The 26,325-nt window shown below is 58.7% G+C and carries 25 protein-coding genes; 17 read left to right on the plus strand and 8 right to left on the minus strand.

Annotated elements, in window-relative coordinates:
• Window positions 1-2: 2 nt before the first annotated feature.
• On the minus strand, window positions 3-1,490 hold the full coding sequence (gene pitA, locus ACK5JN_RS04945) for an inorganic phosphate transporter PitA (RefSeq protein ID WP_416869131.1): 1,488 nt from the start codon (window positions 1,488-1,490) through the stop codon (window positions 3-5).
• A gap of 230 nt (window positions 1,491-1,720) precedes the next feature.
• Between pitA and ACK5JN_RS04950 the strand changes: the two genes are divergently transcribed.
• A complete protein-coding gene (locus tag ACK5JN_RS04950; RefSeq protein ID WP_416869132.1) occupies window positions 1,721-2,911 on the plus strand; it encodes an NAD(P)/FAD-dependent oxidoreductase in 1,191 nt (396 codons plus the stop codon).
• 5 nt (window positions 2,912-2,916) lie between these two features.
• Here the strand turns inward: ACK5JN_RS04950 and ACK5JN_RS04955 are convergent, their stop codons facing one another.
• The gene (locus tag ACK5JN_RS04955) at window positions 2,917-3,780 is read right to left on the minus strand and encodes a LysR family transcriptional regulator (protein ID WP_416869133.1); all 864 of its coding nucleotides are present in this window, start codon (window positions 3,778-3,780) and stop codon (window positions 2,917-2,919) included.
• A 96-nt stretch (window positions 3,781-3,876) separates the two neighbouring features.
• Between ACK5JN_RS04955 and ACK5JN_RS04960 the strand changes: the two genes are divergently transcribed.
• The 9 genes from ACK5JN_RS04960 (at window position 3,877) to ACK5JN_RS05000 (ending at window position 13,398) form a co-directional block, all read left to right on the plus strand.
• Window positions 3,877-4,386 carry a phenolic acid decarboxylase gene (locus tag ACK5JN_RS04960; protein ID WP_416869134.1) on the plus strand — a complete coding sequence of 170 codons (510 nt, stop codon included), beginning with the start codon at window positions 3,877-3,879 and terminating at the stop codon, window positions 4,384-4,386.
• 366 nt (window positions 4,387-4,752) lie between these two features.
• Window positions 4,753-5,892: a UDP-4-amino-4-deoxy-L-arabinose aminotransferase gene (gene arnB / locus ACK5JN_RS04965; protein ID WP_416869135.1), complete on the plus strand. Its 1,140-nt coding sequence runs from the start codon at window positions 4,753-4,755 to the stop codon at window positions 5,890-5,892.
• A 1-nt stretch (window position 5,893) separates the two neighbouring features.
• A complete protein-coding gene (gene arnC / locus ACK5JN_RS04970) occupies window positions 5,894-6,877 on the plus strand; it encodes an undecaprenyl-phosphate 4-deoxy-4-formamido-L-arabinose transferase (RefSeq protein WP_416869136.1) in 984 nt (327 codons plus the stop codon).
• Entirely contained in the window at window positions 6,874-8,859 is a 1,986-nt protein-coding gene (arnA, locus tag ACK5JN_RS04975) for a bifunctional UDP-4-amino-4-deoxy-L-arabinose formyltransferase/UDP-glucuronic acid oxidase ArnA (RefSeq protein ID WP_416869137.1), read from the plus strand. Before arnC ends, arnA begins: the two co-directional genes overlap by 4 nt.
• Complete coding sequence (arnD, locus tag ACK5JN_RS04980) at window positions 8,856-9,758, plus strand: 4-deoxy-4-formamido-L-arabinose-phosphoundecaprenol deformylase (protein WP_416869138.1); 903 nt, start codon at window positions 8,856-8,858, stop codon at window positions 9,756-9,758. The genes arnA and arnD overlap by 4 nt, the downstream gene beginning before the upstream one ends.
• Window positions 9,755-11,410 (plus strand): lipid IV(A) 4-amino-4-deoxy-L-arabinosyltransferase, encoded by a 1,656-nt coding sequence (gene arnT, locus ACK5JN_RS04985; protein ID WP_416869139.1) that lies wholly within the window; start codon window positions 9,755-9,757, stop codon window positions 11,408-11,410. Before arnD ends, arnT begins: the two co-directional genes overlap by 4 nt.
• Complete coding sequence (gene arnE, locus ACK5JN_RS04990) at window positions 11,407-11,745, plus strand: 4-amino-4-deoxy-L-arabinose-phosphoundecaprenol flippase subunit ArnE (protein WP_416869140.1); 339 nt, start codon at window positions 11,407-11,409, stop codon at window positions 11,743-11,745. The genes arnT and arnE overlap by 4 nt, the downstream gene beginning before the upstream one ends.
• Window positions 11,745-12,134: a 4-amino-4-deoxy-L-arabinose-phosphoundecaprenol flippase subunit ArnF gene (gene arnF / locus ACK5JN_RS04995; RefSeq protein ID WP_416869141.1), complete on the plus strand. Its 390-nt coding sequence runs from the start codon at window positions 11,745-11,747 to the stop codon at window positions 12,132-12,134. The genes arnE and arnF overlap by 1 nt, the downstream gene beginning before the upstream one ends.
• Before the next feature lie 79 nt (window positions 12,135-12,213).
• The gene (locus tag ACK5JN_RS05000) at window positions 12,214-13,398 is read left to right on the plus strand and encodes an MFS transporter (protein WP_416869142.1); all 1,185 of its coding nucleotides are present in this window, start codon (window positions 12,214-12,216) and stop codon (window positions 13,396-13,398) included.
• Window positions 13,399-13,431: 33 nt separating this feature from the next.
• Here ACK5JN_RS05000 and ACK5JN_RS05005 read toward each other — a convergent pair whose 3' ends face one another.
• Both ACK5JN_RS05005 and ACK5JN_RS05010 read right to left on the minus strand, forming a co-directional pair.
• Window positions 13,432-13,989 (minus strand): DcrB family lipoprotein, encoded by a 558-nt coding sequence (locus ACK5JN_RS05005; RefSeq protein WP_416869143.1) that lies wholly within the window; start codon window positions 13,987-13,989, stop codon window positions 13,432-13,434.
• 73 nt (window positions 13,990-14,062) lie between these two features.
• Window positions 14,063-14,728 carry a 7-cyano-7-deazaguanine/7-aminomethyl-7-deazaguanine transporter gene (locus tag ACK5JN_RS05010; protein ID WP_416869144.1) on the minus strand — a complete coding sequence of 222 codons (666 nt, stop codon included), beginning with the start codon at window positions 14,726-14,728 and terminating at the stop codon, window positions 14,063-14,065.
• A 180-nt stretch (window positions 14,729-14,908) separates the two neighbouring features.
• On the opposite strand from ACK5JN_RS05010, the gene tusA reads away from it, so the two are divergent.
• Together tusA and ACK5JN_RS05020 are read left to right on the plus strand one after the other, a co-directional pair.
• Window positions 14,909-15,154, plus strand: a complete 246-nt coding sequence (tusA, locus tag ACK5JN_RS05015; protein WP_416869145.1) for a sulfurtransferase TusA — start codon at window positions 14,909-14,911, stop codon at window positions 15,152-15,154.
• 158 nt (window positions 15,155-15,312) lie between these two features.
• Window positions 15,313-17,208: a bifunctional metallophosphatase/5'-nucleotidase gene (locus ACK5JN_RS05020; protein ID WP_416869146.1), complete on the plus strand. Its 1,896-nt coding sequence runs from the start codon at window positions 15,313-15,315 to the stop codon at window positions 17,206-17,208.
• Window positions 17,209-17,375: 167 nt separating this feature from the next.
• On the opposite strand, the gene zntA is transcribed toward ACK5JN_RS05020, so the two are convergent.
• Together zntA and ACK5JN_RS05030 are read right to left on the minus strand one after the other, a co-directional pair.
• Window positions 17,376-19,577: a Zn(II)/Cd(II)/Pb(II) translocating P-type ATPase ZntA gene (gene zntA, locus ACK5JN_RS05025; RefSeq protein ID WP_416869147.1), complete on the minus strand. Its 2,202-nt coding sequence runs from the start codon at window positions 19,575-19,577 to the stop codon at window positions 17,376-17,378.
• A gap of 78 nt (window positions 19,578-19,655) precedes the next feature.
• A complete protein-coding gene (locus tag ACK5JN_RS05030; RefSeq protein ID WP_065356420.1) occupies window positions 19,656-20,282 on the minus strand; it encodes a lysoplasmalogenase in 627 nt (208 codons plus the stop codon).
• A gap of 141 nt (window positions 20,283-20,423) precedes the next feature.
• Here ACK5JN_RS05030 and ACK5JN_RS05035 point away from each other — a divergent pair, with 141 nt between their 5' ends.
• Entirely contained in the window at window positions 20,424-20,783 is a 360-nt protein-coding gene (locus ACK5JN_RS05035) for a DUF2500 domain-containing protein (RefSeq protein WP_416869148.1), read from the plus strand.
• Between the two features lie 32 nt (window positions 20,784-20,815).
• On the opposite strand, the gene ACK5JN_RS05040 is transcribed toward ACK5JN_RS05035, so the two are convergent.
• Both ACK5JN_RS05040 and rsmD read right to left on the minus strand, forming a co-directional pair.
• A complete protein-coding gene (locus tag ACK5JN_RS05040; RefSeq protein WP_416869149.1) occupies window positions 20,816-21,094 on the minus strand; it encodes a DUF1145 family protein in 279 nt (92 codons plus the stop codon).
• The gene (gene rsmD / locus ACK5JN_RS05045; RefSeq protein WP_416869150.1) at window positions 21,084-21,680 is read right to left on the minus strand and encodes a 16S rRNA (guanine(966)-N(2))-methyltransferase; all 597 of its coding nucleotides are present in this window, start codon (window positions 21,678-21,680) and stop codon (window positions 21,084-21,086) included. Before rsmD ends, ACK5JN_RS05040 begins: the two co-directional genes overlap by 11 nt.
• A gap of 178 nt (window positions 21,681-21,858) precedes the next feature.
• On the opposite strand from rsmD, the gene ftsY reads away from it, so the two are divergent.
• The 4 genes from ftsY (at window position 21,859) to rpoH (ending at window position 26,236) form a co-directional block, all read left to right on the plus strand.
• Window positions 21,859-23,406 carry a signal recognition particle-docking protein FtsY gene (gene ftsY, locus ACK5JN_RS05050; RefSeq protein WP_416869151.1) on the plus strand — a complete coding sequence of 516 codons (1,548 nt, stop codon included), beginning with the start codon at window positions 21,859-21,861 and terminating at the stop codon, window positions 23,404-23,406.
• A gap of 2 nt (window positions 23,407-23,408) precedes the next feature.
• Window positions 23,409-24,077: a cell division ATP-binding protein FtsE gene (gene ftsE / locus ACK5JN_RS05055; RefSeq protein WP_416869152.1), complete on the plus strand. Its 669-nt coding sequence runs from the start codon at window positions 23,409-23,411 to the stop codon at window positions 24,075-24,077.
• The gene (gene ftsX, locus ACK5JN_RS05060; RefSeq protein ID WP_416869153.1) at window positions 24,070-25,125 is read left to right on the plus strand and encodes a permease-like cell division protein FtsX; all 1,056 of its coding nucleotides are present in this window, start codon (window positions 24,070-24,072) and stop codon (window positions 25,123-25,125) included. Before ftsE ends, ftsX begins: the two co-directional genes overlap by 8 nt.
• A gap of 256 nt (window positions 25,126-25,381) precedes the next feature.
• Window positions 25,382-26,236 carry an RNA polymerase sigma factor RpoH gene (gene rpoH / locus ACK5JN_RS05065; RefSeq protein WP_416869154.1) on the plus strand — a complete coding sequence of 285 codons (855 nt, stop codon included), beginning with the start codon at window positions 25,382-25,384 and terminating at the stop codon, window positions 26,234-26,236.
• Window positions 26,237-26,325 lie beyond the last annotated feature (89 nt).

Here is a 26,325-nt window from a genome sequence, read left to right on the forward strand (position 1 = left end):
GCTTAGATAAGCTTCAGAGACAGCCAGTACAGCACGCCGGACAGCAGGATAGACGCCGGCAGCGTGAAGACCCAGGCCATCAGGATGTTGGTCACGGTTTTTCGTTGCAGACCGCCACCGTCAACGACCATGGTCCCCGCAACGGAAGACGACAGAACGTGGGTGGTTGATACCGGCATACCGGTATAGCTTGCCAGGCCGATGGAGACCGCAGACGTCATCTGCGCCGCCATACCCTGAGCGTAGGTCATGCCTTTCTTACCGATTTTCTCACCGATGGTGGTCGCCACACGACGCCAGCCGATCATCGTACCGATACCCAGCGCCAGCGCGACGGCCATGATAATCCAGATTGGCGCGTACTCGATGGTGCTCAGCATGTCGGTTTTCAGTTTCTTCAGCAGACGCTGATCGTCGGCGTTCACTTCCGGCATCTTCGCCACTTTATCGGTGGTATCAGAGATGCACAGCATGATGCGACGCAGCTGGCCGCGCTGTTCAACGGAGAGGCTGTCATAGCTCTCAATGTTGGTCAGCATGGCTTTTGCACGGTCGAGCGCGTTGATGGTATTGGCCGGATGGCAATGGAACTCAACGGCCGCTTCCGCTTCTGGGGTCAGCTGTTCAGCGCTGCTCGCTACTTTCAGCAGCAGCTCTGGGCGCTGCTGGAAGAAGGTTTCAACGTTGTTGATCGCATCGCGGGTACGGGTAATTTCGTAACCGGAAGCGTTCATATTGACCACGAAACCGGCCGGGGCAACGCCAATCAGCACCAGCATGACCAGACCAATGCCTTTCTGACCGTCGTTGGCGCCGTGGGAGAATGCCACGCCAATCGCCGAGATGATCAGAGCAATACGCGTCCAGACCGGCGGCTTTTTCTTACCGTCTTTCTTTTCACGCTCAGCCGGGGTCAGGTGGATACGGGCGCGTTTTTTGGTACCGCTCCAGTAACGACGCAGCAGGAAAATCAGGCCACCCGCGACAACCAGACCCACGATAGGTGAGATAATCAACGAGCCGAAAATGTTAATCACTTTCGGGATGTTGAGCGCCTCAACCACTGACGTGCCGGTCATCAGCGCATTGGTTAAACCAATACCGATGATAGCGCCGATCAGCGTGTGGGAGCTGGACGCCGGCAGACCGAAATACCAGGTGCCGAGGTTCCAGATAATGGCCGCCAGCAGCATGGAGAAGACCATGGCGAGGCCGTGCGCGGAGCCCATATTGAGCAGAAGATCCGTCGGCAGCATATGCACGATCGCATAGGCTACACTCAGACCGCCCAACAGAACGCCGAGGAAGTTAAAGATCGCCGCCATCGCTACAGCAAGCTGCGAACGCATGGCGCGGGTATAAATTACGGTAGCAACCGCATTCGCCGTATCGTGGAAGCCGTTAATCGCTTCGTAGAACAGGACAAATATCAGCGCCAGAACTAACAACAGCCCGGTATGTAAATCCAGGCCAGCAAACAAATGTAACATAGGACGTTACGCCATTTTGAGGACATGAACGCGCGGCATTATCAGGGACATTGGCGGCGCGGGCAAAGTGAAATCTCTACTTTTTTTGATATTTATCCGTATTCGTTAAAAGGTTGAAAAAAAATATTTCCCTTGTATCAATCAGATAAGTCGGGTTTGTCGATATTTCACTGGTATGACATCCATGAAAAATTTACACTTCCCGACAATACCTATGTTGAGGATAGTGCGTGGAAAGGTTTGATGCCATAGTAGTGGGTGCCGGAGCGGCAGGAATGTTTTGTGCAGCCATGGCCGGGCAGGCAGGCCGCCGCGTTTTGCTGTTGGATAACGGTAAAAAACCGGGGCGTAAAATCCTGATGTCCGGCGGCGGTCGCTGTAATTTTACTAACCTTTATGTCGAACCCGCGGCTTATCTCAGCCAAAACCCGCATTTTTGCAAATCTGCCCTCGCGCGCTACACCCAGTGGGACTTTATCGACATGGTCGGCAAGCACGGCATTGCCTGGCATGAGAAAACCCTCGGCCAGCTGTTCTGTGATGATTCGGCGGAACAGATTGTGGCGATGCTGGTGGCGGAATGCGAGAAGGGTAACGTGACCACGCGTCTGCGTAGCGAAATCCTCAGCGTGACCCGCGACGAGCAGGGTTACACCTTACAGCTCAACGGCGATACCGTGGCGGCCGAGAAACTGGTGATCGCCAGTGGCGGCCTGTCGATGCCGGGGCTGGGCGCTTCGCCTTTTGGCTACAAAATTGCCGAGCAGTTCGGCCTGAAGGTGCTGCCGACCCGCGCCGGGCTGGTACCGTTCACTCTGCATAAACCGATGCTGGAACAGTTCCAGGTTCTTTCCGGCGTCTCCGTACCGTCGGTGATTACCGCTGAAGACGGCACGGTGTTCCGCGAAAGTCTGCTTTTCACCCACCGCGGCCTGTCTGGCCCGGCAGTGCTACAAATCTCCAGCTATTGGCAGGCCGGCGAATTCGTCAGCATCAACCTGCTGCCGGATATCGAACTGGGCGACTTCCTCGACGCCCAGCGCGCCGAACACCCGAACCAGAGTCTGAAAAATACGCTGGCGATGCAGCTGCCGAAGCGTCTGGTGGAGTGCCTGCAACAGCTTGGTCAGATCCCTGACGTCACTCTCAAGCAACTGAACGTGCGCGAGCAGCAGACGCTGGTCGATACGCTGACGAACTGGCGCGTCCAGCCGAACGGTACCGAAGGCTACCGTACGGCGGAGGTAACCCTCGGCGGCGTCGACACCAATGAGCTCTCTTCTCGCACTATGGAAGCGAAGAAAGCGCCGGGCCTGTACTTTATTGGCGAAGTGATGGACGTCACCGGCTGGTTGGGCGGCTATAACTTCCAGTGGGCGTGGTCCAGCGCCTGGGCCTGCGCGCAGGCCCAGGCGGAGTAAGGCTATTAATGCTGCTGGCTAAACAGTGTCAGCAGCGTCTCCACCTGTTCATCCAGCGGCGTTAAATCCCGTTTGACGATCAGGTGCAGCGGCGTCGCGCGTCGCACGCCATGATTCAGCGGTAGCCGCTGTAATATCCCCTGCGCCAGCTCTTCCTGAATTCTCTCCTCCGGCAGCCAGCCATAGCCGACCTGATACATCACTGCGTCAATCGCCGCATCAATCGTGGAGAAGGTCCAGGCATCCCGCGTTTCCTGACGGCCGCTGTCGCTGTCGGCAATACGGATCAGCGGCCACGATCGCAGTTGCTCATCGCTGAGCGGGGCTGGTAGCTGAAACAGCGGATGATCGCGATGGGCGACGGCGACGAAGTCGATGTTCATCAGCCATTCGCCGCGACCGGTAATATCCTGCCGGCGGGTGAGTACCATTACATCCGCTTCGGCCTGCACGCCGTCGGCGTCGCTGGCGTTCTCCAGCACCTCGGTGAGCCGCACCTGGGTTTGCGGGTAGCGTTGCTGGAACTGGCGCAAGATGGCGAACAGCCGCTCGCGCGGAAAAATGCTGTCGACCACCAGGTCCAGCCGCGTGCGGGTGCCTTCACGCAGCGTGGCGGCGCGGCTTTCGACCCACGCAAAAGCCTTGAGCAGCGGCTTCACCTGGCCCAGCAGCAGCTCTCCCGCCGGGGTAAGCACCGCCCGTCGGCCTTCGGGGGCTAATAACGCCACGCCCAGCCGTTCCTGTAGCAGCGACAGGTTATAGCTAACCGACGACTGGCTGCGGTGCGTTTCTTCTGCGGCTTTCGCAAAGCTGCCGAGCTCGACGACCTTTTCCAGCAGCGCCCATTGTTCGAGGGTGGTCTTATGCATAATTGATTTAAAAATCCGATGAATTTCATCCAAACATAGCGTTATTCATTTAGATTTTAAAGCAATAAGATCTCTGCATCGACACAAGGAGATTTAATGATGAGCAACTTTGATAAACATGATTTGAGCGGCTTCGTGGGTAAACATCTGGTCTACACCTATGACAACGGCTGGAACTACGAAATTTACGTGAAAAACGACAACACCCTCGATTACCGTATTCACAGCGGCATCGTGGCCAATCGTTGGGTGAAAGATCAGCAGGCCTACATCGTGCGTGTGGGTGAAAGCATTTATAAAATTTCCTGGACCGAGCCGACCGGTACCGACGTCAGCCTGATTGTGAACCTGGGTGATAAACTGTTCCACGGCACCATCTTCTTCCCGCGTTGGGTGATCAACAACCCGGAAAAAACCGTCTGCTTCCAGAACGATCACATCCCGCTGATGAATGCTTACCGCGATGCGGGCCCGGCCTATCCGACTGAAGTGATTGATGAATTTGCGACCATTACCTTTGTTCGCGACTGCGGTGCGAATAATGACAGCGTGATTAACTGTGCCGCCAGTGAATTACCGAAAGATTTCCCAGCGAATTTACGCTAAGTATTAATAGTGCGGCTATACATTATTTATTACATTAATATGCAACGATATAAATACCTTGTTTAGCCTGCGTTGAATAACGTAAGCCAATGCCCAGCTACGATGTAAGCTGGGCATTTTATTTTATCAAGCTTTTACCGTAGGTCACTTGGTTAACTTATTGATTTTGTTTACCAACCATTTATTGTGCCCACCACGGCGACTTTCTTAATCTTATCCTAAGATAACATTGATACTTTTACCGTCATCGAATGTTGTTGGCTGGAATATCACGTTATCCATTCCTGTTTTAAACCAAAAACAACGCTCGAATCATTTATTGATGAGGCTGGTTTGCTCATTTGAGTAATAGGGTAAGGAACATTCATGAGTGATTTTCTGCCGTTTTCCCGCCCTTCCATGGGCGAGGCGGAGTTCGCGGCGCTGAAGGACGTGCTGCAATCCGGTTGGATCACCACCGGGCCAAAAAATCAGGCGCTGGAAGAGGCGTTCTGCGCGCTAACGGGTAACCGTTTTGCCATTGCCGTGAGCTCGGCCACCGGCGGCATGCACGTAACGCTGATGGCGTTGGGTATCGGCCCCGGCGATGAAGTCATCACCCCCTCCCAGACCTGGGTCTCCACGCTGAACATGATCGTCCTGCTGGGGGCGACCCCGGTGATGATCGATGTCGATCGCGACAATCTGATGATTACCCCGGAAGCGGTTGCAGCCGCCATCACGCCACGTACGAAAGCCATTATTCCCGTGCACTACGCGGGCGCGCCGGCCGATATTGACGGCATTCGCGCGGTGGCCGAGCGTCACGGCATTCCGCTGATTGAAGACGCGGCGCATGCGGCTGGCACCTACTATAAAGGCCAGCACGTGGGCGCGCGCGGAACGGCAATTTTTTCCTTCCACGCGATCAAAAATATGACCAGCGCCGAGGGCGGGCTGATTGTCACCGATGATGAATTGCTGGCAAACCGCATTCGCAGCCTGAAGTTTCATGGCCTGGGCGTCGACGCCTATGACCGCCAGACCCACGGCCGCGCGCCGCAGGCGGAGGTGATGAGCCCCGGCTTCAAATACAATCTCGCCGACATCAACGCCGCGCTGGCGCTGGTGCAGCTGGGCAAACTGGGCCAGGCCAACCAGCGCCGCAGTGAGATTGCCCAGCGCTACGCGCGTGAGCTGGCGGATACGCCGTTCGCCCCGCTGGCCGTTCCGCTCTGGCCGCATCTGCACGCCTGGCACCTGTTTATTATTCGCGTTGATGAGCAGCGCTGCGGCATCAGCCGTGATGCGCTGATGGAACAACTCAAAGCGCAAGGTATTGGCACCGGGCTGCACTTCCGCGCGGCGCATACGCAGAAATATTACCGCGAGCGTTTCCCGGAGGTTTCTCTGCCGAATACGGAATGGAATAGCGCGCGTATTTGTTCACTTCCTCTTTTCCCGGACATGACCGATGACGACACTACGCGCGTTATTACGGCGCTCCATCAGCTAGCGGGGCGTTGAAATGTTTGAGTATCCCTTAGTTAAAAAAGTCTCTGTGGTGATCCCGGTGTACAACGAGCAGGATAGCCTGCCGGAGCTGATTCGCCGTACCGACGCCGCCTGCGCCACCTTAAATCGCGACTATGAAATTCTGCTGGTTGACGATGGCAGCAGCGACGACTCCGCGCGCATGCTGGTTGACGCCGCCGAAGCCCCGGGCAGCCACATTGTGGCGGTGCTGCTGAACCGCAACTACGGCCAGCATTCGGCGATTATGGCGGGCTTCAGCCACGTCACCGGCGATCTGATCATCACCCTCGACGCCGACCTGCAAAACCCGCCGGAAGAGATCCCCCGGCTGGTCGCAAAGGCCGACGAAGGCTATGACGTGGTCGGCACCGTGCGGCAGAACCGCCAGGACAGCATCTTCCGTAAAACCGCCTCGAAGATGATCAACCGCCTGATTCAGCGCACCACCGGCAAAGCGATGGGCGACTACGGCTGCATGCTGCGCGCCTATCGTCGGCATATCGTCGATGCGATGCTCAACTGTCATGAGCGCAGCACCTTTATCCCCATTCTGGCAAACACCTTTGCCCGCCGCGCCGTGGAAATTCCGGTGCAGCACGCCGAGCGCGAATTTGGCGACTCGAAATACAGCTTTATGCGCCTGATCAACCTGATGTACGACCTGGTGACCTGCCTGACCACCACGCCGCTGCGCCTGCTAAGCGTAGTCGGCAGCGTGATTGCGCTGCTTGGCTTCGCCTTCTCGCTGCTGCTGGTGGTGCTGCGCCTGGTGCTGGGCGCGGAATGGGCAGGCGACGGCGTATTCATGCTGTTCGCCATTCTGTTCATGTTTATCGGCGCCCAGTTTATCGGCATGGGCCTGCTCGGGGAGTATATCGGCCGCATCTACAACGACGTGCGCGCCCGTCCCCGCTACTTTATTCAACGTGTTGTACGCCAGCAAAATCTGGATTCTGAAGAGGAAAATCGTTCATGAAAGCTGTTGTATTTGCCTACCACGACATGGGTTGCACCGGTATTCAGGCGCTGCTGGACGCCGGATACGACATCGAGGCGATCTTCACGCATCCGGATAACGCCGGTGAAAATCACTTTTTTGGCTCCGTCGCCCGTCTGGCGGCCGAGCAGGGCATTACCGTCTACGCGCCGGAGGATGTGAACCACCCGCTGTGGGTAGATCGCATTCGCGCGATGGCGCCGGCGGTGATTTTCTCCTTCTACTATCGCAACCTGCTGTGCGACGAAATCCTCAGCCTGGCGCCGAGAGGGGCGTTCAACCTGCACGGCTCGCTGCTGCCGAAATACCGTGGCCGCGCGCCGCTGAACTGGGTGCTGGTGAACGGTGAGAAAGAGACGGGAGTGACGCTACACCGCATGACTCACCGCGCCGATGCGGGCGATATTGTCGCTCAGCAGCGCGTTGAGATTGCCGACGCCGACGTGGCGCTGACTCTGCACCGTAAGCTGTGCGCGGCGTCGCAGACGCTGCTCGGCGATGCGCTGGCGAAGATTCGCAGCGGCCAGGCCGACGAACACGCGCAGGATGATACGCAGGCCACCTACGTGGGGCGTCGTACCCCGGAAGATGGACGTCTGGAGTGGGAAAAACCGGCGCAGACGCTGCATAACCTGGTGCGCGCGGTGAGCGACCCGTGGCCGGGGGCGTTTGGCTATGTTGGCACCAACAAATTTATCGTCTGGAAATCTCGCGTGCGCACCGACATGCCGACGGCGAAGCCGGGCACCGTGCTGTCCGTGGCACCGCTGGTGGTCGCCTGCGGTGAAGACGCGCTGGAAATCGTCACCGGCCAGAGCGCTAACGGCGTTTACATGCCGGGCGCACAGCTGGCGCCGGCGCTGGGGCTGGTGACGGGGGCACTGCTCTCCAGCCGCCCGTTCGTCGCCGTTAAGCGCCGCACCCGCGTGCTGATTCTTGGCGTGAACGGTTTTATCGGCAACCACCTGACCGAGCGTCTGCTGGCGGACGACAGCTATGAAATTTACGGCCTGGATATCGGCTCTGACGCCATCAGCCGCTTCCTCGACTGCCCGCGTTTCCACTTTGTGGAAGGCGATATCAGCATTCACTCCGAGTGGATCGAATACCACATTAAAAAATGCGACGTGGTGCTGCCGCTGGTGGCCATCGCCACGCCGATTGAGTACACCCGCAACCCGCTGCGCGTGTTTGAGCTGGATTTCGAAGAGAACCTGAAGATCATCCGCGACTGCGTGAAGTACAACAAGCGCATCATCTTCCCGTCCACCTCCGAAGTGTACGGCATGTGTACCGATGCTAACTTCGATGAAGATACCTCGAACCTGGTGGTGGGGCCGATCAACAAGCAGCGCTGGATCTACTCGGTGTCCAAACAGCTGCTGGATCGCGTGATTTGGGCCTACGGTGATAAAACCGATCTCAAGTTTACCCTGTTCCGGCCGTTTAACTGGATGGGGCCGCGGCTGGATAACCTGAACGCCGCGCGTATCGGCAGCTCCCGCGCGATCACGCAGTTGATCCTCAATCTGGTGGAAGGCTCGCCGATCAAACTGATCGAGGGCGGCAAACAGAAGCGCTGCTTCACCGACATCAGCGACGGTATCGAAGCGCTGTTCCGCATCATCGAAAACAAAGACGGCCGCTGCGACGGGCAGATTATCAACATCGGTAACCCGGACAACGAAGCGAGCATTAAAGAGCTGGCGGAAATGCTGCTTGACTGCTTCGAACGCCATCCGCTGCGCGACCGCTTCCCGCCGTTTGCCGGGTTCCGCGAAGTGGAAAGCAGCGACTACTATGGTAAAGGTTATCAGGACGTTGAGCACCGTAAGCCGAGCATTCGCAACGCCATACGCTGCCTGGACTGGCAGCCGACGGTTGAGATGCAGCAAACGGTGGAAGAGACGCTGGACTTCTTCCTGCGTACGGTTGAACTGACGGACGAAAAAACATCATGAGAAAAGTCGGTTTGCGCGTTGATGTCGACACCTTTCGCGGCACGCGCGAAGGGGTGCCACGGCTAATGGCGGTGCTCAAAAAGCATCGCGTGCAGGCCAGTTTTTTCTTCAGCGTCGGGCCGGACAACATGGGGCGCCACCTGTGGCGCCTGGTAAAACCGAAGTTCTTGTGGAAGATGCTGCGCTCGCGGGCGGCATCGCTGTATGGCTGGGATATTCTGCTGGCCGGGACGGCGTGGCCGGGGCGTCTGATTGGCGAAGCCAACGCGGAGATTATCCGCAGCGTCGCGCAGGTGCATGAGGTGGGGCTACACGCCTGGGATCATCACCGCTGGCAGCAGTGGAGCGGGGTGTGGAGCGAGCAGCAGCTGATTGACGAAATCGCCCACGGCCTGTCTGCGCTGGAGGCAATAATTGGCCGCCCGGTGACCTGCTCGGCGGTGGCGGGCTGGCGCGCCGACCAGCGGGTGGTGAAGGCGAAAGCGGCGTTCGATTTTCTCTACAACAGCGACTGCCGCGGTACCCAGCCGTTTATTCCCCAGCTCAGCAACGGCGAGACGGCCACCGTACAGATCCCCGTGACGCTACCGACCTGGGATGAGGCGGTTGGCAGTACGGTCAGCGCGGACGGCTTCAACCGCTGGCTGCTGGAACAGATTCGCCGTGATACCGGCACGCCGGTGTATACCATCCACGCGGAGGTGGAAGGCGGCGCCTATGCCGAACAGTTTGACTACCTGCTGACCCTTGCGGCACAGCAGGAAATTCGTTTTTGCCCGCTGAGCCAGCTTCTCCCGGAGGACTTCCGTCAGCTACCGGCCGGGAAGGTGGTGCGCGGAGAAATCGCCGGCCGTGAAGGCTGGCTGGGTTGCCAACAACTTTTGAGCGCTGATGTATGAAATCCCTTCGCGACGGTATTTCGTTAGCCGCACTGTTTATTGTGTATTACCTGGTTCCGCTCAACTTCCGGCTGCTGTGGCAGCCGGACGAAACCCGCTATGCGGAAATCAGCCGGGAGATGCTGGCGACCGGCGACTGGGTGGTGCCGCATTTTCTCGGGCTGCGTTATTTTGAAAAGCCGATTGCCGGTTACTGGATTAACAGCATCGGCCAGTGGCTGTTTGGCCACAATAACTTCGCGGTGCGCTTTGGCGCGGTGTTTTCTATCACCGTGTCGGCGCTGCTGGTGGTCTGGTTGGCGTGGAAAATCTGGCAGGATCGCAAGGCAGCGCTACTCTCCGGCGCGATCTTCTTAACCGTATTCCTGGTCTACGGAATTGGCACCTACGCGGTGCTGGACCCGATGATTACCCTGTGGATGACGCTGGCGATGGGCAGCTTCTGGCTGGCGGCGCAGGCGAAAACCAGCGGTGAGCGCTTCTGGGGTTACGTGCTGCTGGGCGTTGCCTGCGGTATGGGGGTTATGACCAAAGGCTTCCTCGCGCTGGCGGTGCCGGTGATTAGCGTGCTGCCGTGGGTGGTGGCGCAGAAACGCTGGCGGGAAGTGCTGGTCTGGGGCTGGCTGTCGGTGCTGGTCTGCGTGCTGACCGTTCTGCCGTGGGGGCTGGCGATCGCCGCGCGTGAAAGTGACTTCTGGCGCTACTTCTTTTGGGTTGAACATATTCAGCGTTTTGCCCAGAGCGATGCCCAGCATAAAGCGCCGTTCTGGTACTACCTGCCGTTCCTGATCGCCGGTAGCCTGCCGTGGCTGGCGCTGCTGCCCGGCGCGTTGCAGCGCGGCTGGCAGGAGCGCGAAGGCCTACGCGGCGGGTTATATCTGCTGGGCTGGGTGGTGATGCCGTTCCTGTTCTTCAGTATCGCCAAAGGCAAGCTGCCGACCTACATTCTGCCGTGCTTCGCGCCGCTGGCGATGCTGATGGCGCGCTACGCGGTTGAGGCGGCAAAAGCGGGCGCTAGCGCGCTGCGGGTGAACGGCATCATTAACGTCGTCTTCGGCGCGGTTGGGCTGATCGCGGTAGCGGTGGTCTCGCCGTGGGGGCCGATGAAGCACCCGGTCTGGACGCAGATCGAGCTGTATAAATGCGTGCTGGCGGCGGTGGCGTTCTTCTTCTGGGCGCTGATGGGCTGGATGTCGATAAAACAGAATGCGCAGCGCTGGACGCTGGCCGCGCTCTGCCCGCTGGGGCTGGCGCTGCTGGTGGGAATGGCGATTCCCGATCGCGTCACCGACAGTAAGCAGCCGCAGTTCCTGGTCGATATTGTCAGCGAATCGCTGGCGCCAAGCCGCTACGTCCTGAGCAACAGCGTCGGGGTGGCCGCCGGGCTGGCCTGGGAGCTGAAGCGCAGCGACGTGATGCTGTACGGCCAGCAGGGCGAGCTGAAATACGGGCTTTCGTATCCTGACGCTAAAGACCGCTTTGTCTCTACCGAGGCGTTCCCTCAGTGGCTGGCCGCGCATCGCCAGCAAGGGCCGATCTCGCTGGTGCTTTTGCTCTCTCGTGACGTACAGTTAGCACAACTGCCGCTGCCGAAACCGGATGAGGTGTATGTGATGGGCCGCACCGTCTTTATTCAGTACCGCCCGCAATGATCGCGTGGGCCTGTCTGCTGCTCGCCAGCCTGTTGAGCTGCGGCGGGCAGCTGTGCCAGAAACAGGCGACCCGCCCGGCCCGTAAAGGGCAGCGCGGGCGTCACCTGCTGACCTGGCTTGGGCTGGCGCTGGCGCTGCTGGGGCTGGGGATGCTGCTGTGGCTGCTGGTGCTTCAGCAGATCCCGGTCAGCGTGGCCTACCCGATGCTGAGCCTGAATTTTGTCTGGGTGACGCTGGCCGCGCGTCTTATCTGGCGCGAGCCGGTCAGCCGCCGCCACTGGGCGGGAGTGGCGCTGATTATCGTCGGTATTGCGCTATTGGGGAGCAGCGCCTGATGGGGCTTATCTGGGCATTAATCAGCGTGGCGCTGGTAAGCGTCGCGCAGTTGACGCTGCGCACGGCGATGACCGCGCTGCCGTCGGCGACGCAGCCGGTGGCTTTTTTACTGCATCTTCTGCATTTTGAAACCGGCACGCTGGCGCTGCTGCTCGGGCTGCTGGGCTACGTGGCTTCGATGGCCTGCTGGTTCTTCGCCCTCAAGCGTCTTCCGCTGGCGAAAGCCTATGCGCTGCTGAGCCTGAGCTACATGGTGGTGTGGCTGGCGGCGATTGTGCTGCCCGGCTGGCATGAGCCGTTCTCGTGGCGCGGCCTGCTGGGAGTGGTGGTGATTATCGCCGGTGTGATCACCATCTTCTGGCCAAACAAACTGACACCTCACCGGTAGTCCTAATTGGGCAATGCCGCCTTCCCGGCGACAAAATGTGCAATAATGTCATTTTTGTTGCATCTATAAGGGATTATCTATGCCAGCGGCCGACGCCGAGGCGCCGCTTAGCGGTCTGCGCCTCAATCTGCGTATTGTCTCCGTGGTGATCTTCAACTTCGCCAGCTATCTCACCATTGGCCTGCCGCTGGCAGTGCTGCCCGGCTATGTGCATGATGTGATGGGCTTTAGCGCCTTCTGGGCCGGTCTGGTGATCAGCCTGCAATACTTTGCCACGCTGCTGAGCCGCCCCCACGCCGGGCGCTACGCCGACCAGCTCGGGCCAAAAAAAATCGTGGTCTTTGGCCTGTGCGGCTGCTTCCTGAGTGGCGTGAGCTATCTGCTGGCGGCGTTTGGCGGCGGCTGGCCGTTGCTCAGCCTGGCGCTGCTGTGCCTGGGGCGGGTGATTCTCGGCATCGGCCAGAGCTTTGCCGGTACCGGCTCAACGCTGTGGGGCGTTGGCGTGGTGGGGTCGCCGCATATTGGCCGGGTGATCTCCTGGAACGGTATCGTCACCTACGGGGCGATGGCGATGGGCGCGCCGCTCGGGGTGCTGTGCTATCGCTATATTGGTCTGCAAGGGCTGGCGCTGGCGATTATGGCCGTCGCCGCCGTGGCGATTCTCGCGGCGCTGCCGCGTGAAGAAGTAAAAGCGAAAAAGGGCAAACCCATGTCCTTTCGCGCGGTGCTTGGGCGCGTGTGGCCGTACGGCATGGCGCTGGCCTCCGCCGGGTTTGGCGTGATCGCCACTTTTATCACCCTGTTTTATGACGCCAAAGGCTGGGACGGCGCGGCCTTCGCGCTCACGCTGTTCAGCTGCGCGTTTGTCGGCACGCGGCTGCTGTTCCCCAACGGTATCAACCGCCTGGGCGGCCTGAACGTGGCGATGATCTGTTTTGCCGTTGAGGTGGTGGGGCTGCTGCTGGTCGGCATTGCGATGACGCCGATGATGGCGAAGGTCGGCACTTTCCTGGCGGGGGCGGGCTTCTCGCTGGTGTTCCCGGCGCTGGGCGTGGTGGCGGTAAAAGCGGTGCCGCAGCAGAATCAGGGCTCCGCGCTGGCGACCTATACCGTATTTATGGATTTGTCATTAGGCATCACCGGGCCGCTGGCCGGGCTGGCGATGGCGTGGATGGGCGTATCGTCGATTTATCTCGCCGCAGCGGGGCTGGTGGCGGTGGCGTTATTGTTGGGCTGGCGGCTAAAAAAACGGCCTCTGGCGTAAACACGCGAGAGGCCGTGGTATCGTTACGCGCAATCAGTTAATGACCAGCGTATTAATGATTTGCTCGGCCTGAGTCTGCGCCTGCTGCTGGTTGTCCGCCGGCAGCGTGACCTGCATAGTCAGCAGTTTGTTATCGACTTTACCCAGCACTACGGAAGAGTAGGCGGTCTGGCCTTTCGCAGAGATGATGCTATCCAGTTGCTGCAGGGTGTGGCCTTTCAGCTCGATGGATTTGTTGGTCACGACCTGCAGCTGCGGGTCGCGGCTGCGCTGCTGATCCTGCAGGCGGGTCGCCAGCACGGAGAGATCTTCATCGGTGCTATCGCCGACGATCACGATGACCGCTTTCTGACCGGTGGCGTCAGAGTAGACGTGCATATTGTTGCTCTGGGTGCCCAGCTTACCGCTCTGGTCGGTCATCCCGGCAGGCAGCGTGAAGCTCAGCTTCCCGTCCATCAGGTTAATCGTCTGACCCGCAGCATCGCTGGCGGCAGCCGAATCCTGTGCAGGGGTGCTGGTATCGCTGTTGTCGCAGGCGGCAAGCCCCATCACCAGCAGGCCAATACCAACATATTTCACCAATTTGCGCATTGACTTCTTCCTTTCGCTAAATAGCCATGAACGGCTCATTTGCCTATCTTAACACAACCCGTCAAATGCACCCTTAACCTGGCTGCATTGCTGACAAATCAGATTTATCTGCCAGCCTTTTCAATAGCATATTCAGCAGTACGCCGTACATCGGCAGGAAGAAAATAATGCTAATGAGCACTTTAAAGCAGTAGTCGACGAGGGCGATTTCCACCCAGTGCGCCGCCATAAACGGGTCGGTGCTGCGCCAGAAGGCAATGAAGAAGAACGCCAGCGTATCGCTGATGTTGCCGAACAGCGTGGACGCGGTCGGCGCCAGCCACCAGCGACGGTTCTGACGCAGGCGGTTGAACACGTGAACGTCGAGGATCTGCCCCAGCGCATAGGCCATAAAGCTCGCGGCGGCGATACGGGCGACGAACAGGTTAAAGTGCGCCAGCGCGCCGAAGCCCTGCCATTCGCCCATATAAAACAGCGACGAAATCACGTAGGAGACCATCAGCGACGGAACCATCACCGCGAACACGATGCGTCGTGCCAGCGGCGCGCCAAAAATGCGCACGGTCAGGTCGGTGGCGAGGAATATAAACGGAAAGCTAAACGCACCCCAGGTGGTATGAAAGCCGAAAATGGAGATCGGCAGCTGTACCAGATAGTTACTGGAGGTGATCACTAGCAGATGAAATAGCGATAGCCAGACCAGCGCATGTCGGCGCTGAAGCGAAGTAAAGGGCGTCATATTGTACCTTTTTAGCGGTGGGGTGAGGGAACCCAATAATCTGCAAACTCATTGCAGGGGCGGAATGATACTGCTTTCGTGCGTCATTGCAATGGTTGTTTTTCGCGCAATCGTTAACCTGGTTGCGTCGTCGCGCCGTCGGCGTAAACTAGGCGCGTTTTTGACGATGACGAGATGATAATGACCGATTTGTTCTCCAGCCCCGACCATACCTTAGACGCGCAAGGGCTGCGCTGCCCGGAGCCGGTAATGATGGTGCGTAAAACCGTGCGCACGATGCCGGTGGGTGAAACACTGCTGATTATCGCCGACGATCCCGCCACTACGCGCGATATTCCCGGATTTTGCCGCTTTATGGAGCATGAGCTGATTGCCCAGCAGACCGAGTCGCTGCCGTATCAGTACCTGCTGCGCAAGCGCCATTAAGAGTGGGCGAGCGGTGGTGGCCGCTCTCTCCTCCCGCTACCCCGTCTAACCTTGAGCTGCCTCCCAGTTTTATTGTTTACCCTGTAAAGCTACTAGCAAACTTCTTGATGTGAATCGCATAATTTCCCCTCATTTCCCTTCCGGCACCTCAAATAACAATGAAAAAATCACTCTTAGCGCTTTTGCTTTGCCTGGGTACTGCTACGGCGATGGCTGAACCGGTCAATATTACGATTCTGGGCACCTCCGATCTCCACGGTACCTTCGTCCCCTGGGACTATTCGACGGATACTGAAAACCTGGCGGGCAGCCTCAGCCAGATTGCCACTCAGGTCCGCAAGGTGCGCAGCCAGCAGCCGAACGTCATTCTGGTCGACGCGGGCGACACCATTCAGGGTAATTTCGTCGAGACCTTCAAAAACGATAAAACCAGCCCGATGATCCTCGGCTTCAATGCGCTCGACTATGACGTCTGGGTGATGGGCAACCATGAATTCGATTTTGGCCTGACGTCGCTGTCGACCTCGCTGAACCAGTTTAAAGGCTCGGCGCTGGCCGGCAATATTCTGTGGGACAGCGGTAAACCCTATCTCCCCGCCTACAAAATCATTGAACGCCAGGGGGTGAAGATCGGCATTATCGGTATGGATACGCCGATGACCGCGGAATTCGCTAAAGGCACCGACCGCATTAAAGGGCTGAACTTTACCGATCCGGTACAGGCGGTGAAGCAAACCATCCAGCAGATTCAGAGCGAGGTGGATGCCATCGTGCTGGTGGCGCACATGGGGATCGATAACGAGAACCAGCGACCGGGAACCGGCGTCGGCGATATTGCGCGCGCCAACCCCGAGCTGGCGGCGATCGTCGCCGGGCATATGCACGTGAAGGTCGACAAAGAGGTGATTAACGGCGTCATCGTGACCGAGCCGGACAAATATGGCCGCGCGCTGTCGCGTATCGACCTGCAGTTTGAACAGCACAACGGCAAGTATGTGCTGATCAATAAAGACAGCTACACCTATTCCATCAAAGGCATGGCGTCGGATAAGGCGCTGGAAGAGGTCTATCAGCCGTATCACAAAATTCTGCGCGCCAACGCTAACCGGCCGATTGCCCAACTGAGCGGCCAGGATCTGGTGCCACCAGACGCGGTGAAGGGCATTCCGCAGGTTCACATTCAGGATACCGGCATCAGCAAGCTGTATCAGGAAGCCAGCCGCCACTACGCGCCGAAGGCGCAGGTGATTGCGCTGCAAATTGATAACGACCGCCCCAAACTGAATGTGGGCACCATTACGGCGAAAGATATTGCCTTCAACTACCAGTACGCGGGCGGCGAAATTACCGTGTATCAGCTGACCGGCAAAGCGCTGAAAAAGTACATGGAGTGGTCGGCTGGCTACTTTAATCAGCTGCATGACGGTGATGTCACCTACAGCTTTAACCCGCAGCGCCGGGCGTCCAAGTATTCTACCAACGACTTCTTCGACGGCGTCACCTACAAGATTGACCTGCGTCAGCCCGCCGGGCAGCGTATTCGCGATCTGCAAATGGCCGACGGCACGCCGGTGACCGACAGCACGCCGATTCGCCTCGGGATGAACAGCTACCGCATGGGCCATCTGACGCAAAAGGGCGGCGCGCTGGAAGGCATGCAGTTCCCGGTGCTGTCGGATAGCAAAGCGGAATACGGCGAAGAGGCGGGCACCATCCGCAATCTGACCATTCGCTACCTGACCGAGGTGAAAAAAGGCCAGTATCAGGGGCAGGCGGTGCAGCGCTGGCAGCTGGTTGGGCTGGAAGGCTACGATCGTGAACGTAAGATCGTCGAAAAACTGCTGAATGACGGCAAAATCAGCGTACCGATGAGCGACGATGGCCGCTACAGCAACGTGGCGTCGTTCAACGTGAAGGAACTGCTGTTTAGCGACCCACAGGCGAAGCAGCAAAAGCAGGCGGCCTTGCAGGCGGCGCTTGCGGCGGCAAACTCACCGGCGGCGAAGAAATTGGTGAGCGACCAGCTGGTCATTCTTGAGGCGATCAACGCGTAAGCGTTCCGGGTGCCCCCGGCCTACAGTTGTAGGCCGGATGAGGCAACGCCGCCATCCGGCACTTTGCGCCGAACCGCCTGATGGCGCTACGCTTATCAGGCCTACAGGGTATGTAACCCATAGGCCGGGTAAGGTGCAGCCGCCACCCGGTACCAAGGGCTGTGCGGCTATTTCCTGCGCAGCAGCCGCAGCGCGTTCAGCGTTACCAGTACGGTCGCGCCGGTATCCGCCAGCACCGCCAGCCACAGCCCGGTGATGCCCAGCAGGGTGGTGACGAGGAAAATCCCCTTCAGCCCCAGCGCAATGGCGATATTCTGCCGCACGTTGGCGTGGGTGGCGCGCGCCAGACGAATCATCTGCACCAGCCCGGTCAGACGGTTGTGGGTCAGCGCCGCGTCGGCGGTCTCCAGCGCGACGTCGGTCCCGCTGCCCATGGCAATCCCCATTGCCGCCGCTTTCATCGCCGGGGCGTCGTTGATGCCGTCGCCGACCATTGCCAGCGGGCCCTGAGCGTTGAGCGCCGTCACTTCCTTGACCTTATCGGCAGGTAGCAGACTCGCGCGGTACGTCATGCCCAGCTCATCGGCAATCGACTTCGCGGCGCGTGGGTTATCGCCGGTCAGAATCACGCTCTGAATGCCCAGCGCGCGCAGGCCATCGATCGCTTCACGCGCCTCGTTACGCACCGTATCGCGTAGCGCCAGGATACCGAGCAGCGTGTCGTCGCGAGTGACCAGCACCACGGTGTTACCCGCGCTTTCTAACTGCTGAATCAGCGCCTGCTGCGCGTCGGCCGGGAATTTCCCCGCTGCGCAGATAACGATGCGCTGGCCGTTCACTTGCGCTTCAATACCCGAGCCAACCAGCGTTCGCTGCGCTGTCGCCGCGGGGATCGTCAGCTGACGCTGCTGCGCTTCACGCATCACCGCCTGCGCCAGCGGGTGCGTGGAGCCTTGCTCGACGGATGCCGCCAGCGCCAGCAGCGCCTCTTTGTCCAGCTCGGCGGTGGTGATAATCCGCGTCACCTGCGGTTTACCCAGCGTCAGCGTACCGGTTTTATCAAACGCCATCTGGCGAATCAGGCCGAGCTGCTCCAGCGCCGCGCCGCCCTTAATCAACGCGCCGTGCCGCGCTGCGGTGGCGAGGCCGGAGGTTATCGCCGCTGGGGTCGAAATCACCAGCGCACACGGGCAGCCAATCAGCAGCAGGGTTAGCCCTTTGTAGATCCACTCCTCCCACGAGGCGGAGAGCAGCAGCGGCGGCACCAGCGCCACCAGCAGCGCAATGGCCATGATCACCGGGGTATAGACGCGGCTGAAGCGGTCGATAAAGCGCTCGATCGGCGCGCGGCGCTCTTCCGCTTCTTCAATCAGACGCAGGATGCGGTCAATGGCGCTGTCGCCGGGTCTGGAGACTACGCTCAGCTGTACCAGACGGTCGGCGCTGGTGGCTCCCGCAGGCACGCTTTCACCGGCGCTGCGTTCGACAGGGATCGACTCGCCGGTTAAGGCGCTTTCGTCAAAGCTGGCGAAAGGGGTGATCAGCTTGCCGTCGGCGGGCAGACGGCCCCCGGCGGCCACTTCAATCACGTCGCCGGGCTGCAACTCTTTCTGCGCCACGGTTTCACGCTGGCCATTACGCACGCGCACGGCGGTGTCCGGCTTCAGCGCCATCAGCGCGCTCACGCCCTGACGGGCGCGGTTCGCCGCCCAGCCCTCCAGCCGCTCACCGATTAAAAACAGCAGCAGCACCATTGCCGCTTCCGCCGTCGCGCCGATAAACAGCGCGCCGATGGCCGCCACGCTCATTAGCGTTTCAATGGCAAACCAGCTGCCGCTTTTCATCAGCCGCAGGGCCTGGCGGGCGATCGGGTACAGCCCGACCAGCGTGGTGGCGATAAACGCGAGGTTGCCGAACGGGTGATTGAACTGCTCCAGCCCCCAGCTGATCGCCATCATGACCACCAGCGCGATCAGCGGCAGGTTTTCTTTCAGGCGTGATTCTTCAGCAGCTGGCTGCGGCTTACCTTCGCTGCGCAGCGTGTAGCCGGCGGCGGTGACCGCTTTTTCGACCTGTGCGCGAACGTCATCGTCGGCCTCGACCAACAGTTTTTCGGTGGCAAACAGCACCTTTGCCTGCTTCACGCCGGCAACCTGGCTGGCTGCCGTCTCAACTTTTCGGGCGCAGGCCGCGCAGTCCATGCCGTTGACCACCCAGCTATAGCGCGCGTCCAGCCCGCTCTCTACGGCCGATTCGCCGGTGGCGCACTGGCTGTCGCAGCAGCACTCATCCTGCGGCTGCGGCGCGGGAGCGAGTTTGAATGAGGAGAACTGAGGGGCTTTCTTGCCCTGCATCTCTGGAGTCGACATTGTATCCTCCGGTTAATGATCGTGGTCTCATTAAGCGCAGCATACACTCTGGAGTCGACTCCAGAGTCAAGCGGGAAATTACAGATAAAGCGCGCGAACGATAAAGAAGTGCCCGGCAAAGTAGCAGGCGGCGTAAATCGCCGTATCGGCGCGGAAACGGCGGCGATAGTGGCTCACCAGCCAGACCATGTTGCCGATAAGTAGCAGCGCCGCGCCGAAGAAGCCGGACAGGGCGGTGTCGGTTGGCCGCAGGAACCATTGCTCGCCCGCCACCCACACCATCACCAGCGTCATACCGATAAAGGCCAGTACCGGCAGGCGCATCTCCTCCAGCCGCGTCCAGATAACCGCCACCCACAGCGCGCCAATCACCAGCAGCACGACCGGCAGCGGCCAGAAGAAGGTGAAGGTGAGCTGGCTCGTAAACCAGATGGTATACAGCAGGTGCGAGAGGAAAAACGCCCCCACGGCGTACAGCATGCGCTGGCGCGGTAGCTGGGTTAACGCATCGCCCGCCAGCGCGGCGCACAGGCCCGCCAGCACCAGGTAGCTGATGGCGTTAAACATCGGCGCCTGCCAGGCAAGAAACAGGAGTAAAATGAGCGTGATAGGTTTAAACACCCAGCGTTGCCAGGTGGGACCACGGTAGGCGGCATCTACGTAGAGCCAGCCGGAGAAAAATACGGCGATGAACGACCAAAGCATATTAAGTCCCTGTATCTGTTATCATTAATAGGTACTGTGTAGCCAGTCTTGAATGTCCAGTGTAGTAGTGTGGATGACCAGATGACAATGGCTGACCGCGCCCTTTACTATGATTTGCGTAAATTCTTAAGAGAACCAGAAATGAGCAAAATGCCTCTTTTTTTCATCGTGGTGGTGGCGATCATCGTGGTGGCCGCGTCGTTTCGCTACGTGCAGCAACGGCGTGAGAAGATGGACAACGACGCCGCACCGCTGATGCAAAAGCGGGTGGTGGTGAGCAATAAGCGCGAGAAAGTGCTCAACGACCGTCGTTCACGCCAGCAAACGGTAGCGCCTGCGGGCAGCGAGATGCGCTATGACGTGAGCTTTAAGCCGGAGCAGGGCGGGCTGGAAGTGAGCTTTCGCGTCGAGGCGGCGCAGTATCATCAGCTGACGGTGGGCGACAAAGGCACGCTGAGCTACAAAGGCTCGCGCTTCGTGGAGTTTAACGCCGATCGATAAAACGCGGCCTGGCGTGACCAGGCCGGAGAGATTTATTTCTTCTTCAAGCTAGCGCCAATTTTCTTCTGCCACACCAGCAGCTCAAAGACGCCAAACAGGAAGATGCGGATTTGCTCGCCGCGCGTCATCTGCGGGCCGTCTTTCGGCAGCGTGGATTTCAGCAGCGCCATCTGCATGCCGTGCATCAGCACCATAAAGATCAGCGCGACGTTAACGAAAATATTCAGCGGGCGCGGGAACGGCTGGAACAGGTTCAGCAGCAGAAACGCCCATACGCACAGCATCAACAAACGACCCAGATTAATCAGCATCCTTTTCTCCCTGTTTTTCACGTTGGTAGAGACGATAAGCCACCTGACCGGCGATTTTTTCCCGATGCAGATCCCAGCTAGCGGGCACCGGCGGCAGTCCGTTTTCAACTTCGCTTTCGACGTAGATTAGCGCGTCGTCGGCCAGCCAGCCGTTGGTCTCCAGTAAGTGTAACGTCTCTTCCAGTAATCCCTTACGGAACGGCGGATCGACAAACACGATATCGTGCGGCGTGCCGGTCTGGTTGAGGAACGCGAGAGTGTTGGTATTCACCACTTTGCCGTGCGCGGCTTTTAGCGTCGCGAGATTCTTTTGCAGCTGCTGAGCGACCTGGCGCTCCATTTCCAGCAGGGTGGCGCTACCGGCGTAGCGAGAGAGCGCTTCCAGCCCTAGCGCGCCGCTACCGGCGAAGCAGTCCAGGCAACGGGCGTCGACCATCGACGGGGCCAGCCAGTTGAATAAGGTTTCGCGCACCCGGTCGGTGGTGGGGCGCAGGCCCGGACTATCAGGAACGGGGAGTTTACGGCCGCGCCACTGCCCGCCAATAATGCGGATCTGGCCACTGCCGCCGGAAGTTGGTTTTTTCATTTGCTTGCTCTGGTCGCTCTTTCGGCCTGCTATTCTAGCGATCTGCTCTGCCGGGTGAAAGCGGTGAAGCCAGGGAAGTTAAGTGGTAGACTAAGCGACTAATTTCATCATTATTTTAGCCTTCGCGTCGATTATGGCGAAGTGGCGCCATCAAAAACAGCGGGGAGTGTGGTTGCAAATGGCAAAAGAAAAAAAACGTGGCTTTTTTTCCTGGCTGGGCTTTGGGCAGAAAGAACAGGAACAGGTTGTTGAATCAGAAGAGAAAATTGAATCACAGCCGGTAGAGGAAACGCCTGCCGTCGAGCCGGAAATCGTCCAGGAAGAGACGCCGGTCGCTGACGACACCCATACTGTCGCGGAGAGCGAAGCGTTCGCGGCTGAGGTCGTGGAAGTGACCGAGCAGGTTGCGGAAAGCGAAAAAGCGCAGCCGGAAGCGGTCGAAGAGACTCAGCCGGTAGTCGACGCGCAGCCGGAAGCGGTTGAAGAGACTCAGCCGGTGGCCGAAGCGCAGCCGGAAGTGCTGGAAGAGATTCAGCCGGTTGCCGAAGCGCAGCCGGAAGTGGTCGAAGAGACTCAGCCGGTAGTCGAAGCGCAGCCGGAAGTGGTGGAAGAGATTCAGCCGGTTGTTGAAGCACAGCCGGAAGTCATTGAAGAGATTGAACCTGAAGCCGTTGATGAGTTAACCGACGAAGAGCTGGAAGCGCAGGCGCTGGCGACGCAGTCTGAAAACGAAATCGTCGAAGACGAAGCGGCGGTGGAAGACGCGCCAGCCGATGACGCCCAGCAGGAGCAGGAAAAGCCGACCAAAGAAGGTTTCTTCGCTCGCCTGAAACGCAGCCTGCTGAAAACGAAAGAAAATCTCGGTTCCGGATTTATCGGTCTATTCCGCGGCAAAAAAATCGACGACGATCTGTTTGAAGAGCTGGAAGAGCAGCTGCTGATTGCCGACGTCGGCGTGGAAACCACCCGTAAAATCATCAGCAGCCTGACCGACACCGCCAGCCGTAAACAGCTCCGCGACGCCGAAGCGCTGTACGGCCTGCTGAAAGATGAAATGGGCGAAATCCTCGCAAAAGTCGATGAACCGCTTAATATTGAAGGCAAAACGCCTTTTGTTATTCTGATGGTTGGCGTCAACGGCGTGGGGAAAACCACCACCATCGGCAAGCTGGCGCGTCAGTTCGAACAGCAGGGTAAAACCGTGATGCTGGCGGCGGGCGATACCTTCCGCGCGGCGGCGGTTGAACAGCTGCAGGTCTGGGGCCAGCGCAACAATATTCCGGTGGTGGCGCAGCATACCGGCGCGGATTCCGCCTCGGTTATCTTTGACGCCATTCAGGCGGCGAAGGCGCGTAATGTCGATGTCCTGATTGCCGACACTGCCGGGCGCTTGCAGAACAAATCGCACCTGATGGAAGAGCTGAAGAAAATTGTCCGCGTGATGAAAAAGCTCGACGTTGATGCGCCGCATGAAGTGATGCTGACCATTGACGCCAGCACCGGGCAGAACGCCATCAGCCAGGCCAAACTGTTCCATGAAGCGGTCGGCCTGACCGGCATTACGTTGACTAAACTCGACGGGACCGCCAAAGGTGGGGTGATCTTCTCCGTGGCGGACCAGTTCGGCATCCCGATTCGTTATATCGGCGTCGGCGAGCGTATTGAGGACTTACGTCCGTTTAAAGCGGGCGATTTTATTGAGGCACTTTTTGCCCGAGAGGACTAACAATGATTCGCTTTGAACACGTCAGCAAAGCCTATCTCGGCGGGAGACAAGCGCTGCAGGGCGTCACTTTCCACATGCAGCCGGGCGAGATGGCATTCCTGACCGGCCACTCCGGCGCGGGTAAAAGTACCCTGCTGAAGCTTATCTGCGGGATTGAACGGCCTAGCGCCGGGAAAATTCTCTTCGGCGGTCATGACATTAGTCGCCTGAAGAACCGTGAGGTGCCGTTCCTGCGGCGCCAGATCGGCATGATTTTCCAGGATCACCACCTGCTGATGGATCGCACCGTTTTCGATAACGTGGCGATCCCGCTGATTATCGCCGGCGCCAGCGCGGACGATATTCGTCGCCGCGTGTCGGCGGCGCTGGATAAAGTGGGGCTGCTGGATAAGGCGAAGAACTTCCCGATTCAGCTCTCCGGCGGTGAACAGCAGCGCGTGGGCATCGCCCGCGCGGTGGTGAACAAACCGGCAGTACTGCTGGCGGATGAACCGACCGGTAACCTGGATAATGCGCTGTCGGAAGGCATTCTGCGACTGTTCGAAGAGTTTAACCGCGTAGGGGTGACCGTCCTGATGGCGACGCACGATATTGGGCTGATCTCCAGCCGCTCCTATCGCATGCTGACGCTGAGCGACGGCCACCTGCATGGAGGCCTGACGAATGAATAAACGTGAAGCCATCAACCAGATTCGCCAGTTCGGCGGGCGGCTGGACAGAATCCGCCAATCCGTCGGTAAAGGCGGCGATAACCGCAACGCACCGAAACGGCCGAAGCCTGCGCCGAAGCCGAACTCTCGTAAAACCAACGTGTTCAACGAGCAGGTGCGCTATGCGTGGCAGGGCGCGTTACAGGATCTGAAAAGCAAACCGTTCGCCACCTTCCTGACGATCATGGTTATCGCTATCTCCCTGACGCTGCCGAGCGTCTGCTACATGGTGTACAAGAACGTCAACACTGCCGCGTCGCAGTACTACCCGTCGCCGCAGATTACCGTCTATCTGGAAAAAACGCTGGATGACGATGCGGCCGCGCGCGTGGTCGGCCAGCTCCAGGCGGAGCAGGGCGTCGATAAGGTCAACTATCTCTCCCGCGACGAAGCGCTGGGCGAGTTCCGCAACTGGTCGGGCTTTGGCGGCGCGCTGGATATGCTGGAAGAGAACCCGCTGCCCGCCGTGGCGGTGGTGATCCCGAAAATCGACTTCCAGACTACCGACGCGCTGAACACGCTGCGTGACCGGGTATCCCAGATTCAGGGTGTGAACGAAGTGCGGATGGACGATAGCTGGTTTGCCCGTCTGGCCTCGATTACCGGTCTGGTTGGGCGCGTGGCGGCGATGATTGGCGTGCTGATGGTGGCGGCGGTGTTCCTCGTCATCGGTAACAGCGTGCGTCTGAGCATTTTTGCCCGTCGTGACACCATCAACGTGCAGAAGCTGATTGGCGCGACCGACGGCTTCATCCTGCGTCCGTTCCTGTATGGCGGGGCGCTGCTGGGCTTTGCCGGCGCGTTCCTGTCGCTGATTTTGTCGGAGATTCTGGTGATGCGTCTGTCATCGGCGGTCACCGAAGTGGCGCGCGTGTTTGGCACTCAGTTCGAGCTGAGCGGCCTGTCGTTTGACGAGTGTCTGCTGCTGCTGCTGTTGTGCTCAATGATTGGTTGGGTGGCAGCCTGGCTTGCCACGGTACAACATTTACGTCACTTTACCCCCGACTAAAAAAGTTCTGTTATACTCTTCCCCTGCGACGATTTCCGTTCGCAGGGGATGTGTTTTCAACCCCATCTTTCTGCCCTCGCGACCATCGCGTGTCACATTTTGTGCGTAATTTATTCACGCTGTTGCACGGAACTTGTGGATAAACTCACTGTCTGATAAAAGAACGGATGATATTCTCGTTGCTCATAGAGCCTGGCATGTTTGTTGCCTTCGGGGACAAGCCTCCGCCAGTATGAAGTGAATTGAGAGGATTTGAATGACCAAAGAAATGCAAAATTTAGCGTTAGCCCCTGTTGGTAACCTGGAATCTTATATCCGGGCTGCGAACGCATGGCCGATGTTGACGGCTGATGAAGAAAAGGCGCTTGCTGAACGGCTGCATTACCAGGGCGATCTGGAAGCAGCTAAAACGCTGATCCTGTCTCACCTGCGCTTTGTTGTTCATATTGCTCGTAACTACTCGGGCTATGGCCTGCCGCAGGCGGACCTGATTCAGGAAGGTAACATCGGCCTGATGAAAGCGGTGCGCCGTTTTAACCCGGAAGTGGGCGTTCGCCTGGTGTCCTTTGCGGTGCACTGGATCAAAGCGGAAATCCACGAATACGTGCTGCGCAACTGGCGTATCGTTAAAGTGGCAACCACCAAGGCACAGCGTAAGCTGTTCTTCAACCTGCGTAAAACCAAGCAGCGTCTGGGCTGGTTCAATCAGGACGAAGTAGAAATGGTGGCCCGCGAGCTGGGCGTGTCCAGCAAAGACGTGCGTGAGATGGAGTCGCGTATGGCGGCGCAGGACATGGCGTTTGATATGTCTTCCGACGACGAGTCTGAAAGCCACTCCGTTGCCCCGGTGCTCTATCTGCAGGATAAAACGTCCAACTTTGCTGATGGCATTGAAGACGACAACTGGGAAGAGCAGGCAGCTAACAAGCTGACCGACGCGATGCAGGGCCTGGACGAACGTAGCCAGGATATCATCCGCGCCCGCTGGCTGGACGAAGACAACAAGTCCACGCTGCAGGAACTGGCTGACCGTTACGGCGTTTCCGCCGAACGTGTGCGCCAGCTTGAAAAGAACGCGATGAAAAAACTGCGCGCGGCGATCGAAGCCTGATTTATTGCGTCGCGCCCTATGAACCCTCGAATGTGAATTCGGGGGTTTTTGTTTTGTAGGCCGGATAAGGCATAGCCGCCATCCGGCAA

The organism is Kluyvera sp. (assembly GCF_047971185.1).
Taxonomy (GTDB): domain Bacteria; phylum Pseudomonadota; class Gammaproteobacteria; order Enterobacterales; family Enterobacteriaceae; genus Kluyvera.

Excerpts from the sequence above, each read along its gene's own strand:
- pitA (WP_416869131.1), bottom strand. The coding sequence starts at position 1,490 with ATGTTACATTTGTTTGCTGGCCTGGATTTACATACCGGGCTGTTGTTA.
- ACK5JN_RS04955 (WP_416869133.1), bottom strand. The coding sequence starts at position 3,780 with ATGCATAAGACCACCCTCGAACAATGGGCGCTGCTGGAAAAGGTCGTC.
- ACK5JN_RS04960 (WP_416869134.1), top strand. The coding sequence starts at position 3,877 with ATGATGAGCAACTTTGATAAACATGATTTGAGCGGCTTCGTGGGTAAA.
- arnB (WP_416869135.1), top strand. The coding sequence starts at position 4,753 with ATGAGTGATTTTCTGCCGTTTTCCCGCCCTTCCATGGGCGAGGCGGAG.
- arnC (WP_416869136.1), top strand. The coding sequence starts at position 5,894 with ATGTTTGAGTATCCCTTAGTTAAAAAAGTCTCTGTGGTGATCCCGGTG.
- arnA (WP_416869137.1), top strand. The coding sequence starts at position 6,874 with ATGAAAGCTGTTGTATTTGCCTACCACGACATGGGTTGCACCGGTATT.
- arnD (WP_416869138.1), top strand. The coding sequence starts at position 8,856 with ATGAGAAAAGTCGGTTTGCGCGTTGATGTCGACACCTTTCGCGGCACG.
- arnT (WP_416869139.1), top strand. The coding sequence starts at position 9,755 with ATGAAATCCCTTCGCGACGGTATTTCGTTAGCCGCACTGTTTATTGTG.
- arnE (WP_416869140.1), top strand. The coding sequence starts at position 11,407 with ATGATCGCGTGGGCCTGTCTGCTGCTCGCCAGCCTGTTGAGCTGCGGC.
- arnF (WP_416869141.1), top strand. The coding sequence starts at position 11,745 with ATGGGGCTTATCTGGGCATTAATCAGCGTGGCGCTGGTAAGCGTCGCG.
- ACK5JN_RS05000 (WP_416869142.1), top strand. The coding sequence starts at position 12,214 with ATGCCAGCGGCCGACGCCGAGGCGCCGCTTAGCGGTCTGCGCCTCAAT.
- ACK5JN_RS05005 (WP_416869143.1), bottom strand. The coding sequence starts at position 13,989 with ATGCGCAAATTGGTGAAATATGTTGGTATTGGCCTGCTGGTGATGGGG.
- ACK5JN_RS05010 (WP_416869144.1), bottom strand. The coding sequence starts at position 14,728 with ATGACGCCCTTTACTTCGCTTCAGCGCCGACATGCGCTGGTCTGGCTA.
- tusA (WP_416869145.1), top strand. The coding sequence starts at position 14,909 with ATGACCGATTTGTTCTCCAGCCCCGACCATACCTTAGACGCGCAAGGG.
- ACK5JN_RS05020 (WP_416869146.1), top strand. The coding sequence starts at position 15,313 with ATGAAAAAATCACTCTTAGCGCTTTTGCTTTGCCTGGGTACTGCTACG.
- zntA (WP_416869147.1), bottom strand. The coding sequence starts at position 19,577 with ATGTCGACTCCAGAGATGCAGGGCAAGAAAGCCCCTCAGTTCTCCTCA.
- ACK5JN_RS05030 (WP_065356420.1), bottom strand. The coding sequence starts at position 20,282 with ATGCTTTGGTCGTTCATCGCCGTATTTTTCTCCGGCTGGCTCTACGTA.
- ACK5JN_RS05035 (WP_416869148.1), top strand. The coding sequence starts at position 20,424 with ATGAGCAAAATGCCTCTTTTTTTCATCGTGGTGGTGGCGATCATCGTG.
- ACK5JN_RS05040 (WP_416869149.1), bottom strand. The coding sequence starts at position 21,094 with ATGCTGATTAATCTGGGTCGTTTGTTGATGCTGTGCGTATGGGCGTTT.
- rsmD (WP_416869150.1), bottom strand. The coding sequence starts at position 21,680 with ATGAAAAAACCAACTTCCGGCGGCAGTGGCCAGATCCGCATTATTGGC.
- ftsY (WP_416869151.1), top strand. The coding sequence starts at position 21,859 with ATGGCAAAAGAAAAAAAACGTGGCTTTTTTTCCTGGCTGGGCTTTGGG.
- ftsE (WP_416869152.1), top strand. The coding sequence starts at position 23,409 with ATGATTCGCTTTGAACACGTCAGCAAAGCCTATCTCGGCGGGAGACAA.
- ftsX (WP_416869153.1), top strand. The coding sequence starts at position 24,070 with ATGAATAAACGTGAAGCCATCAACCAGATTCGCCAGTTCGGCGGGCGG.
- rpoH (WP_416869154.1), top strand. The coding sequence starts at position 25,382 with ATGACCAAAGAAATGCAAAATTTAGCGTTAGCCCCTGTTGGTAACCTG.